The sequence below is a fragment of the Streptomyces sp. NBC_00102 genome (assembly GCF_026343115.1).
Lineage (GTDB): Bacteria > Actinomycetota > Actinomycetes > Streptomycetales > Streptomycetaceae > Streptomyces.
Window position 1 is genome coordinate 3,312,343 of record NZ_JAPEMC010000001.1, and the last position, 12,433, is coordinate 3,324,775.

Below are 12,433 nucleotides of genomic sequence, written 5' to 3' on the forward strand. Positions count from 1 at the left end.
CCGCCCCGCCCGTAGGCCCTCACCCAGCGCTCCGTGCGCCGCGCTCCGTGCGCCGCGCTCCGTACGGCGCGCTCCGTACGCCGCGCTCCCTACGCCGCGCTCCGTACCCCGCGCTCCGTACGGCGCAGGGAGGGCCGGGGCTCAGAGCGGTGCCTCCCAGACCACCGAGGTACCGCCGCCGCCCTCACCCAGCCCCGGACCGAACCAGCTCGCCCCGCCCAGCGACTCCGCCCGGCGGGCCAGATTGCGCAGGCCGCTCCGCCGGCCGCCCTCGGGGATGCCGACCCCGTCGTCGGAGACCGTCAGCTGGACCGCGTCCCGCCCGTCCGGCAGGGTGGCCGTGGCGTCGACCTCCACGTCGATCCGCGAGGCGTGGGCGTGCCGGAAGGCGTTGGACAGGGCCTCGCGCAGGGCGGCGATGAGGTTCTTCCCGGTGAGCTCGCCCACCAGGGTGTCGATCGCCCCGAGAAAGCGGTGCGAGGGCGTGAAGCCGAGCGGCACCGACGCCATGTTGACCTCACGCAGCACCCGGACCCGCAGCCCGGACGGGGCCTCGGCCGGCTCCTGCTGGAGGGCGAAGATGGCGGTCCGGATCTCCTGGATGGTGATGTCCAGCTCGTCCACGGCCCGGCCGACGCCCTCCCGGACCTCCGGCACCACCGACCGGCGCTGGGCGCTCTCCAGCATCATCCCGGTGGCGAACAGCCGCTGGATCACCAGGTCGTGGAGGTCCCGGGCGATCCGGTCCCGGTCCTCGTACACCGCGAGCCGCTCCCGGTCGCGCTGCGCCTCCGCCATCATGAGCGCCAGCGCGGCCTGCGCGGCGAACTGCGCGGCGAGGGCCCGTTCCGCCGCGCTGAACGGCCGTCGGCCCTGCGCCCGGTGCATGGACAGGGCCCCGAGCATCCGTCCACCGCTGCGCATCGGCAGCAGCATGGTGGGGCCGTACCGTTCGGAAGCGCGGCTGATCAGCCGCGGGTCGGTCGCGGCGTCGTCGATGAACACCGGTTCCCCGGCCAGCAGCGCGGCCACCACCGGGCTGTCCGGACCGATGATCACCCCCAGCGAGGTGGAGGGATCGTCGGAGGCGACCGCGACGACCTCCAGCCCGTCCGCCCCGTCCTTCCCGACCGGCAGCAGCACGGCGCCGGCGGCCGAGTCGGCGAGCCGCCGGGCCTGCTCGGCGACGACGGTCAGGGCGTCGTCCGCGTCCCCGCCGGCGAGCAGCGCCGTGGTGACCGCGACCGATCCGTCGATCCACCGCTCACGCTGACGGGCCGCCTCGTAGAGCCGGGCGTTGCCGATGGCGATGCCGGCCTCCGTCGCGAGCACCCGGACCATGTGCAGGTCGTACTCGTTGAACTCGCCGCCGTGGTGCTTCTCGGCGAGGTACAGATTGCCGAAGATCTGCCCCTGGACGCTGATCGGGACGCCGAGGAAGGTCCGCATCGGGGGATGACCGGCCGGGAATCCCGCGTAGCGCGGGTCGGTGGTCAGGTCGGTCAGCATCACCGGGGCCGGGTCGTGGATGAGCGCCCCGAGGAGCCCCCGGTGGCCACTGGGAGGCCGCCCGATCGCGCGCGCGTCCTCGGCAGGCATGCCGTGGGTGACGAAGTCGAGAAGCCCTCCTTCGGCGGACTCGTCCACGACGCCGATCGCGGCGTACCGGGCATGGGCCAGCTCGGCGGCCGTCTCGCAGATGCGGTCGAGCGTGGAGTGGAGTTCCAGTCCCGTGCCGACCGAGCGCATGGCCTCCAGCAGCTGCGGCACCCGGGCGGTGAGCTCGGGGGAGAGCCCCTGGAGATCGCGCGCCGCCCGGGTGGCCGCTTCCAGCGACTCGTCGTCCCAGGCGTTCCGGCCGACCGCGTCGAGGCCCCCCGCACGGCCCGCCGCGCCCCGCTGGTGCCCCTGCCGCTCCGCCATGCGTCGAGCGTACGGAGGGACCCTGCGCACGGAAAGTCGGAATTATCCGAATCTCTGGAGGAAGCGGGAGCTACGGCCAAGGCTCAGGCGTGCGCCATCCGGGCCGGTTCGAGCGGGCGCACCGCCTGCGGGTCCGTCTCCCGTTCGCGCTCCACCATCCGGCGCAGCGGCCCGTCCACTGCGGCGAGCTCGGCGTAGGCGCCGCGCTGGACCACCCGGCCGCCGTCCAGCACCACGACCTCGTCCACCGCGTCGAGGCCCGCCAGGCGGTGGGTGATGAGCACGGTGGCGCGTCCCCGGGTGACGGCGAGGAGGTCCTCGGTCAGGGCGTCCGCGGTGGCGATGTCGAGGTGCTCGGCAGGCTCGTCGAGTACGAGCACGGGGAAGTCGGCGAGCAGGGCGCGGGCCAGGGCGAGGCGCTGCCGCTGGCCGCCGGAGAGACGGGCGCCGTGTTCGCCCACCAGGGTGTCGAGCCCGTCCGGCAGCGAGTCGGTCCAGTCGAGCAGCCGCGCACCGGCGAGCGCTTCCCGCAGCTCCGCCTCGGTGGCGTCGGTGCGGGCGAGCCGCAGGTTCTCCCGCACCGAGCTGTCGAAGACGTGCGCGTCCTGGGCGCAGAGCCCGACGTGGGTGCGGACCGTGTCGCCGTCGAGCGCGGAGGCGTCCGTGCCGCCGAGCCGGTAGGCGCCCCGCTCCGCGTCCAGGAAGCGGAGCAGGACGTGCGCGAGGGTGGTCTTGCCCGAGCCGGACGGGCCCACGACGGCGATCCGGCGCCCCTGCTCCAGGGTCAGGTCGACCGAGTCCAGGGCGGGCCGGTCCGTGCCCGGGTAGCGGGCCGTCAGACCGCGCACCTCCAGTGGGAAGGGCGAGGCGGGGACCGGAGCGGGGTCGGCGGGCTCACGCACCGGGACGGGGGCGTCGAGCACCTCGTACACCCGCTCCGCGCTCCGGCGGGCCCGTCGGCGGTGCCGCACGGCGAGCGGCATCCCGTTCACGGCCTCGAAGGCGGCGAGCGGGGTGAGCAGGACGACCGCGAGTTCCAGGCCGCCGAGCCGGCCGGCCTGTACCGCGGGGAGTGCCACCAGGGCGGCGGCGACCACGGTCAGCCCGCAGACGAGCGCGGAGAGACCGCCGCCGAGCGCGGTGGCGGAGGCGGCGCGGGCGGCGATCCGGGTGAGGACCCCGTCCGCCTCCCGCACCCGCGCGGTGCGCGAGGGCAGCGCACCGGCGACGGTCAGCTCGGCCGTGCCGCCGAGCAGGTCGGTGACCCGGACCGCGAGGTCGGCGCGGGCCGGGGCGAGACGGCTTTCGGCCCTCTCGGCGACCGTCCCGCTGACCAGCGGCACACCCACTCCGGCGAGCAGCAGCCCCACGGCGAGGACCACGCCCGCTTCGGGGAGGAGCATCCCGAGGAAGCCGGCGGAGGCCACGCCCACGACCACGGCAGTGCCGGCGGGCAGCAGCCAGCGGAGCCAGTAGTCCTGGAGTTCGTCCACGTCGGCGACCAGCCGGGAGAGCAGGTCGCCCCGGCGGGTGGTGCGCAGTCCGGCGGGCGTGACGCGCTCCAGCCCCCGGTAGACGGCGACGCGCAGTTCGGCGAGGAGTTGGAGCACGGTGTCGTGGGAGACGAGGCGTTCGGCGTAGCGGAAGAAGGCCCGGCCGAGCCCGAAGGCGCGGGTCGCGGTGACGGCGACCATGAGATAGAGGACCGGGGGCTGTTCGGAGGCGCGGGAGATCAGCCAGCCGGAGACCGCCATCAGCCCCACCGAGGAGCCCAGAGCGAGACTGCCGAGCAGCAGGGCGAAGGCCAGCCGCCGGCGCCGGGCGCCCGCCGCTTCGCGGATCCGGGAGAGCACCTTGCCGGTACCGGGCGTGGTCCCGCGCGGGAATTCGGGGTCGGCGGGGGCGATGGCCCCCCGCGCGGGAACTTCCGCGCGCGCGGCTGCTTCCGCGCGCACGGGGGCCGTGGCGGTGCGGTCCCCGGCCACCACGGGCGGCTCCAGGGTCACGACGCGGTCGGCCAGCGGCAGCAGAGCGGGGCGGTGGGCGACCAGCAGGACGGTGCGGCCTTCGGCCAGCCGCCTCACCGCGTCCACGATGCCCGCCTCCGTACCGCCGTCCAGGCTCGCGGTCGGCTCATCAAGGAGCAGAACCGGCCGGTCGGCGAGGAACGCGCGGGCCAGGGCGAGCCGCTGGCGCTGCCCGGCGGAGAGCCCGGCGCCGTCCTCGCCGAGGAGGGTCCGCTCCCCCTCGGGCAGCGCGGTGACGAAGTCGAGGGCGCCCGCGTCCAGCAGCGCGGCGGTCACGGCGGCTCCGTCGGCGTCCGGCCGGGCGAGGCGCACGTTCTCCGCGACGGTTCCGGCGAAGAGGACCGGTCGCTGCGGGACCCAGGCGATGTGCTGGTGCCAGCGTTCGGGGGAGAGGGTGGCGAGATCCACGCCGCCCACCCGTACGGTCCCCTCGTCCGGGGTCCGGAAGCCGAGGACGACGTCGAGCAGCGTGGACTTGCCGGCCCCGCTCGGGCCGACCAGCGCGACGGTCTCCCCCGGTTCGACCACCAGGGAGGCACCGGCGGGCGAGGCCGAGGTCCGGCCCGGGTGCCGGACCGTCACCCCGGCCAGCTCGATCCGGAGCGCCTCGGGCACGTCCGCCGTACCGCCCGCCGGGAGCTCGGTCTCCAGCACCGCGAAGATCTCCTCCGCGGCCGACAGCCCTTCCGCCGCCGCGTGGAACTGCGCGCCGACCTGGCGGATCGGCAGGTACGCCTCGGGGGCGAGGATCAGCACCAGCAGGCCGATGTACAGATCGAGTTCGCCGTGGACGAGCCGCATGCCGATGGTCACGGCGACGAGGGCCACCGAGAGGGTCGCCAGCAGCTCCAGCGCGAAGGAGGAGAGGAACGCGATCCGCAGGGTCCGTACGGTCGCGAGCCGGTACTCCGAGGTGATCTTCCGGATCGACTCGGCCTGGGCCTTCGCCCGGCCGAACACCTTGAGCGTGGGCAGCCCGGCGACCACGTCCAGGAAGTGGCCGGAAAGCCGGGAGAGCAGCTTCCACTGCCGGTCCATCCGGGACTGGGTGGCCCAGCCGATCAGCGCCATGAAGGCGGGGATGAGGGGCAACGTGACCACGATGATCGCGGCCGAGACCCAGTCCTCCGTGACGATGCGGGCGAGGACCGCGACCGGCACCACCACCGCGAGGCCGAGCTGCGGGAGGTAACGCGAGAAGTAGTCGTCGAGCGCGTCCACGCCCCGGGTGGCGAGGGCCACCAACGATCCGGTGCGCTGCCCGTCCAGCCACCCGGGCCCGAGCCGCGCGGCCCGTTCCAGGAGCCGGCCGCGCAGCTCGGACTTGACCGCCGCACTCGCCCGGTGGGCGGCCAGCTCGGTGAGCCAGGCGACCAGCGCCCGGCCCGCCGCGACCAGGGCCAGCAGGATCAGGGGCGTACGGAGACCGGAGACGCTCAGCCCATCCTCGAACCCGCCGACCACGATCTCGGCCACCAGCATCGCCTGGGCGATGACCAGCAGGGCACCCACCGCGCCCAGCGCCACCACGGCCACGAGGAAGAGGTGGGTGGCACGGGCGTACCGGAAGAGACGCGGATCGATCGGTTTCACGTGAAACATCCCCTGAGTTCGGTGCGGCCGGGACGGGCGGCTCGGCACGTGGTGCCCGGCGGCGGCAGGTCGGGCCGCCGCCGGGCCGGGCGCTCAGTGCGCGTCGGCGATGTGCTGGGTACCGATGCGCTTGCGGAACACCCAGTAGGTCCAGCCCTGGTAGAGCAGGACCAGGGGCGTGGCGATCCCCGCGCACCAGGTCATGATCGTGAGCGTGTAGGGCGTGGACGAGGCGTTGGTGACGGTGAGGCTCCACGCGCCGTTCAGCGAGGACGGCATGACGTTCGGGAAGAGCGCCAGGAAGAGCATCGCCACGGCGGCGGTGATGGTGAGGCCCGAGAGCGCGAAGGACCAGCCCTCCCGCCCGGCGGCGATGGCAGCGATGGCACCCGCCAGGGCCAGGACCGCGACCGCCATCGCGAGCAGCGACCAGCCGTCACCGGTGCGCGCCTGCGTCCAGATCAGGAAGCCCAGCGCCAGGACGGCGGTGAGGAATCCGAGCCGCAGCGCGAACCTCCGAGCCCGGACCCGGATCTCACCGACCGTCTTCAGCGCCGCGAACACGGCTCCGTGGAAGGTGAAGAGGGTGAGCGTCACCGCTCCGCCGAGGAGCGCGAAGGGGTTGAGGAGGTCCCAGAACCCGCCCACGTACTCCATGTGCGCGTCGATCTTGACGCCGCGCACGATGTTGCCGAAGGCCACGCCCCACAGGACCGCGGGGATCAGCGAGGTCCAGAAGATCGCGTGTTCCCAGTTGGTCTGCCAGCGCTCCTCCGGGCGCTTCGCCCGGTACTCGAAGGCGACGCCCCGCACGATCAGGCAGAGCAGGATGACCAGCAGCGGGAGGTAGAAGCCGGAGAAGAGGGTGGCGTACCAGTCGGGGAAGGCAGCGAAGGTGGCGCCTCCCGCGCTGAGCAGCCAGACCTCGTTGCCGTCCCAGACGGGTCCGATCGTGTTGATCAGGACCCGGCGTTCCTTGCGGTCGCGGGCCAGCGCCTTGGTCAGGACCCCGATGCCGAAGTCGAAGCCCTCCAGGAAGAAGTAACCGGTCCAGAGGACGGCTATGAGGACGAACCAGACGTCGTGGAGTTCCATCGTTCCGCTCCTTCCTCTCAGTACGAGAAGGCCATCGGCCGGTCGGCGTCGGCGGCGTCGTGGCCGCCGATCGTGGCGGGCGGGTTGAGGTCGTCCTCGGTGAGCTCCGGAGGTCCGGCCTTGATGTACTTCACGAGCAGCTTCACCTCGACCACGGCGAGGATCGCGTAGATCAGCGTGAAGGCGATCAGCGAGGCGATGACCTCACCCTGCGAGACCCCGGGGGAGACCGCGTCCTTGGTCTTGAGCACCCCGAAGACGACCCAGGGCTGACGCCCGGTCTCGGTGAAGATCCAGCCCCAGGAGTTGGCGATCAGCGGGAAGAGCAGGGTCCAGAGCGCCACCAGCCAGTACAGCTTGGTGAACCTCGGGCTGAGGGCCTTGTTCTTGAAGAGGACCAGATGCGGCACTTCGTCGTCGCCGGTCCGCATGGCCGCCGGCAGCATGAACTTCTTCCGGGTCAGCCAGAGTCCGAGGATGCCGAGCCCGAAGGAGGCCATCCCGAAGCCGATCATCCAGCGGAAGCCCCAGAAGGCGACGGGGATGTTGGGCCGGTAGTCCCCGGGGCCGTACTTCTCCCGCATCTGCTCGTTCAGCTCGTTGATGCCCGGGATGTACGAGGTGAAGGTGTCGTCGGCGAGGAAGGAGAGCACCCCGGGGACCGAGATCTCCACGTCGTTGCGGCCCTCGGAGACGTCGCCCACCGCGAAGATCGAGAAGGGCGCGCCCTGCTGGCCCTCCCAGAGCGCTTCGGCCGCCGCCATCTTCATCGGCTGCTGCTTGAACATCACCTTGCCGAGCAGGTCACCGCTGATGGAGGTGAGCAGGCCGGCGACGACGACGGTGACGAGCCCCAGCCGCAGCGAGGTCCGCATGACCGGGATGTGCTTCTTGCGCGCGAGGTGGAAGGCGGCGATCCCGACCATGAAGGCACCGCCCACGAGGAAGGCTGCCGTGATGGTGTGGAAGAACTGGGCGAGAGCCGTGTTCTGGGTCAGCACCTGCCAGAAGTCGGTGAGTTCGGCGCGTCCGCGCTTCTCGTTCATGCGGTAGCCGACCGGGTGCTGCATCCAGGAGTTGGCCGCCAGGATGAAGTACGCGGAGAGGATCGTGCCGAGCGAGACCATCCAGATGCAGGCCAGATGGATCTTCCTGGGCAGCTTGTCCCAGCCGAAGATCCAGAGCCCGATGAAGGTGGACTCGAAGAAGAAGGCGATCAGCGCCTCGAAGGCCAGCGGCGCACCGAAGACGTCACCGACGAATCGCGAGTAGTCGGACCAGTTCATGCCGAACTGGAACTCCTGGACGATGCCGGTGACGACACCCATGGCGATGTTGATCAGGAAGAGCTTGCCCCAGAACTTTGTGGCCTTGAGGTACTTCTCCTTGTTGGTCCGGACCCACGCCGTCTGCAGCCCCGCCGTCAGTGCGGCGAGGGAGATCGTCATGGGGACGAAGAGGAAGTGGTAGACGGTCGTAATGCCGAACTGCCAGCGCGCCATCGTCTCGGGCGCCAGAGCTAGTTCCACGTCGTCGTCTCCTTACGTCGCCGTAGTGACAGCCGCGGTTCATCCCGATTGGTCCCACGCAATACGGAACCAAACGGGTGCGCTTGTGAACGCGTTCACATTCACAAGCAAAAGTATGGCGCACGCTCTTCCGGATCTTCGAACGGGGGGTCCCCTTCCAGAACGAGGGGGTCCCTTCCTCGTACGTGCCCGCCCCGCGCCGGCCGGAACCGGCGGGCACCGTCGGTTTCAGGACAACGACAGCCACCGGGCGTACGGTGCACGCCGCCCCGCCCGGCCCCGTACGCACGAGTGGCCCCGCCCTCGGGAGAACCGAAGGAGGGGCCACCGGGAGAAGGGCCCGGGAGAACGCCCCGGGAGAAGGGCCCGGGAGAAGGCTCCGGACCGCGACGCTACAACTGCGCGCGGTACGCCTCGGCCGCCTTCAGGAAGAGGTCGTTGGCCTCGTCCTCGGCGATCGTGACCCGTACGCCCTCACCGGCGAACGGCCGCACGACCACCCCGGCCCGCTCGCAGAACGCGGCGAAGTCGCCGGTACGCTCGCCGAGCCGCAGCCAGACGAAGTTGGCCTGGCTCTCCGGCACCGTCCACCCCTGAGCCACCAGCCCCGCGTGCACCCGGTTCCGCTCGACGACCAGCGAGCCGACCCGCCCGAGCAGTTCGTCCTCGGCGCGCAGCGAGGCGATCGCCGCCTCCTGGGCGATCTGGCTCACACCGAAGGGGACGGCCGTCTTGCGCAGCGCCGCCGCCACCGGCTCGTGCGCCACCGCGAACCCGACGCGCAGTCCGGCCAGCCCGTACGCCTTCGAGAAGGTGCGCAGCACCGCGACGTTGGGCCGGTCCCGGTAGATCTCCAGGCCGTCGGGGACGTCGGCGTCCCGGACGAACTCCTTGTACGCCTCGTCGAGCACCACCAGCACGTCGGAGGGCACCCGGTCGAGGAAGCGTTCCAGCTCGGCCCGGCGGACCACCGTCCCGGTCGGGTTGTTGGGGTTGCAGACGAAGATCAGCCTCGTCCGGTCCGTGACGGCGTCGGCCATCGCGTCGAGGTCGTGCACGTCCCCGTCGGTCAGCGGCACCTTCACCGAGGTCGCCCCGCTGACCTGCGTGATGATCGGGTACGCCTCGAAGGATCGCCAGGCGTAGATCACCTCGTCGCCGGGCCCGGAGGTGGCCTGGAGCAGCTGCTGCGCCACGCCCACCGAGCCGGTTCCGGTGGCGAGGTGCGACACGGGCACCCCGAACCGGTCGGCGAGCTCGTTCATCAGGCCCGCGCAGGACATGTCCGGGTAGCGGTTGAACTCCGAGGAGGCCGTGAGCACGGCCTCCATCACGCCGGGCAGCGGCGGGTAGGGGTTCTCGTTGGAGGACAGCTTGAAGGCGACCGGCCCGTCCTGGGAGGCCGGCCTGCCCGGCACATAGGCGGGGACACCGTCCAGCTCGGGGCGCAGCTTGGGGCTCGTCTCGCTCACCACAGGTCCTCCTCGACATCGACGCGGTTCAACGCGTCTCACCTTATGAGGAAGCGCGGGACCGGACCATGAAGGGGAGTTGCCCCGCACCGGAGCACCGGCCCGGGCCAGACCGGGGCGCGGCCACATCCCTGGGGGGAGCGCACACGCTCCGTCGCGCGCCGGTGGCTCGCGCCGTAGCGCGCGTCCCTCGTAGTGGTGAGTTGAGACCTCTCCCGTCCACCGCTCCCTGGCCCGACTCGGCCCGATGGATACATGACACATCCGGCCACTGACCATCAACTCCCTCGCTTTACAAGGCATTCGTTCCTCAATGACCTTGCAGAAACGTGCCTGTCAACAGGCGCATATGCGCCCGGCCGAGTTGGCCTCCAGCGCCCTACTATCGGCTCGCCATGACAGCAGCAGGGAAGCACCAGGTGAGCCGGACGGAGACCCCCCGGCGCAGCGGCCGGCCAGGACGCGCGGGTATCCGTGACGTCGCCGCCGCGGCAGGGGTCTCGATCACGACCGTCTCCGACGCGCTCAACGGCAAGGGCAGGCTCCCGGACGCCACCCGCCGCCACGTCCGCGAGGTCGCAGAACGCCTGGGCTACCGCCCCTCGGCGGCGGCCCGCACGCTCCGCACGGGCAAGTCGGGCCTGATCGGCCTGACCGTGACCACGTACGGGGATGAACCTTTCACCTTCACCGAGTTCGCCTACTTCGCGGAGATGGCGAGGGCCGCGACCTCGGCCGCGCTCGCCCGGGGGTACGCCCTCGTGATCCTCCCCGCCACCTCGCGCCACGACGTCTGGTCCAACGTGGCGCTGGACGGGACGGTCGTCATCGACCCCTCGGACCAGGACCCGGTGGTCACCGAGCTCGTCCGCCAGGGCCTGCCCGTGGTCTCCGACGGACGGCCCGCCGGATCGCTCCCGGTCACCGCCTGGGTCGACAACGACCACCGCGCGGCCGTGCTCGACCTCCTCGACCACCTCGCCGCGGCCGGAGCCCGCCGGATCGGGCTGCTCACCGGCACCACGACCGACACCTACACCCGGCTCTCCACCACGGCGTACCTGCACTGGTGCGAGCGCGTCGGCCAGGACCCGGTGTACGAGTCCTATCCGGCCCACGATCCGTGTGCCGGAGCGGTGGCCGCGGACCGGCTGCTCGCCCGCCCCGACCGGCCGGACGCCGTGTACGGCCTCTTCGACCCCAACGGCACCGATCTGCTGGCCGCGGCCCGCCGGTACGGCCTGCGGGTCCCCGACGACCTCCTGCTGGTCTGCTGCAGCGAGTCCACGGTCTACGCCACCACCGAGCCGCCCATCACCACGCTCTCGCTCAAGCCGCGCCGCATCGGCACCGCCGTGGTGCAGCTGCTCATCGACGCGATCGAGGGCGTGGAGCACGACGGACCGGTCGAGCAGGTGATACCGACCGAGCTCATCGTCCGGACCTCCTCGCAGCGCCGGCCGCCCCGTACGACGGTGAGCGCGCCACGCTCACCGAGCAAGGACTGAACGGATTAATCCGGACCAATGGACAGGTGAACGGCGCACCCGCCCGGATTCACCGCCCCTGGTGCGTCACACGGGGCGATCCGCGTTCCTATGATGGGCGCACGACACCGCGGACCGACCTCTACCAGGCAGGGCCCGTCAGGTGTACGGCGGCGCGACGGTGGTGGAGGGGTCGATGACTCAGGGGGCCGGTCAGGAACCCGTGGTGCGTACGGCGACGTTGCGCGACTTCCGCGTTCCGCCGTACGCGCGAACGACCATGCCCGAGACGGATCCGCATCCGGACGGCGCGCTCACGCACCCCGGGAACGCCGTTCCCGCCGACGGGGTACCGGAGGGCTACACGCCGACCGAGCGCGATCTGCCCGTGATCACCCCGGCCGGGGTGCCCGTCGTGGCATCCGTGCCGGAACCGGCTCCCGGCGGGGGAGACGGGCTCGGCCCGCTCTACGTCGTGGGCGACGTGCACGGCTACCTCGACGAGCTGAAGGCCGCGCTCGCCGACCAGGGCCTCATCGACGTCAACGGCAACTGGTCGGCGGGCAACGCCCGGCTCTGGTTCCTCGGCGACTTCACCGACCGGGGCCCCGACGGCATCGGCGTCATCGACCTGGTCATGCAGCTCTCCGCCGAGGCCGCGGCCGCGGGTGGCTACTGCAAGGCGCTGATGGGCAACCACGAGCTGCTGCTCATCGGGGCGAAGCGGTTCGCGGACACCCCGGTGAACTCCGGCGCGGGCACCGCCACCTTCCAGGCCGCCTGGCTGCTCAACGGCGGCCAGAAGCACGACATGGAGCGGCTGCGCGACGTCCACCTGCAGTGGATGTCCCGGCTGGACGCGGTCGTGGAGGAGGACGGGCATCTGCTGATGCACTCCGACACGACGGCGTACCTCGACTACGGGGCGACCATCGAGGACGTCAACGACACGGTCCACGCCATCCTCACCCGTAACGACGCGGACGAGTGCTGGGACCTGTTCCGCAAGCTCACCAAGCGGTTCGCGTTCCGTGACGACGGCGGCGCGCAGGCGGTGCGCGAGCTGATGGCCGCGTACGGCGGCCGGCGGGTCGTCCACGGCCACAGCCCCATTCCGTACCTCCTCGGCGAGGTCGGGTCGGAGGACGGCGAGAACGGCGCGGGACCGGTGGTGCACGGACCGCACGTGTACGCGGACGGGCTCGCCATCGCCATGGACGGCGGAGTGACCATGGCCGGAAAGCTACTGGTCGCCCAACTCCCCCTGCATGACTGACATTCCACCGGGTAGGGCTCCGTCGACCTGA

General features: G+C 71.9%; 7 protein-coding genes. 2 read left to right on the top strand and 5 right to left on the bottom strand.

Annotated features, from left to right (window positions below):
- Positions 1 to 141: 141 nt before the first annotated feature.
- From OHA55_RS14755 to hisC, 5 genes are all read right to left on the bottom strand, one after another.
- Positions 142 to 1,923, bottom strand: coding sequence for a GAF domain-containing sensor histidine kinase (locus OHA55_RS14755; protein ID WP_266706524.1), 1,782 nt, complete (start codon positions 1,921 to 1,923; stop codon positions 142 to 144).
- 83 nt (positions 1,924 to 2,006) lie between these two features.
- Positions 2,007 to 5,543 carry a thiol reductant ABC exporter subunit CydD gene (cydD, locus tag OHA55_RS14760; RefSeq protein WP_266706526.1) on the bottom strand — a complete coding sequence of 1,179 codons (3,537 nt, stop codon included), beginning with the start codon at positions 5,541 to 5,543 and terminating at the stop codon, positions 2,007 to 2,009.
- A 93-nt stretch (positions 5,544 to 5,636) separates the two neighbouring features.
- Positions 5,637 to 6,638, bottom strand: coding sequence for a cytochrome d ubiquinol oxidase subunit II (gene cydB, locus OHA55_RS14765; protein ID WP_266706528.1), 1,002 nt, complete (start codon positions 6,636 to 6,638; stop codon positions 5,637 to 5,639).
- Positions 6,639 to 6,655: 17 nt separating this feature from the next.
- Positions 6,656 to 8,167: a cytochrome ubiquinol oxidase subunit I gene (locus tag OHA55_RS14770; RefSeq protein WP_266706530.1), complete on the bottom strand. Its 1,512-nt coding sequence runs from the start codon at positions 8,165 to 8,167 to the stop codon at positions 6,656 to 6,658.
- 392 nt (positions 8,168 to 8,559) lie between these two features.
- Complete coding sequence (gene hisC / locus OHA55_RS14775) at positions 8,560 to 9,639, bottom strand: histidinol-phosphate transaminase (RefSeq protein WP_266706532.1); 1,080 nt, start codon at positions 9,637 to 9,639, stop codon at positions 8,560 to 8,562.
- Positions 9,640 to 10,034: 395 nt separating this feature from the next.
- Here hisC and OHA55_RS14780 point away from each other — a divergent pair, with 395 nt between their 5' ends.
- Positions 10,035 to 11,147, top strand: a complete 1,113-nt coding sequence (locus tag OHA55_RS14780; RefSeq protein ID WP_266706534.1) for a LacI family DNA-binding transcriptional regulator — start codon at positions 10,035 to 10,037, stop codon at positions 11,145 to 11,147.
- 175 nt (positions 11,148 to 11,322) lie between these two features.
- Complete coding sequence (locus OHA55_RS14785; RefSeq protein ID WP_323180414.1) at positions 11,323 to 12,402, top strand: metallophosphoesterase; 1,080 nt, start codon at positions 11,323 to 11,325, stop codon at positions 12,400 to 12,402.
- Positions 12,403 to 12,433: the final 31 nt, after the last annotated feature.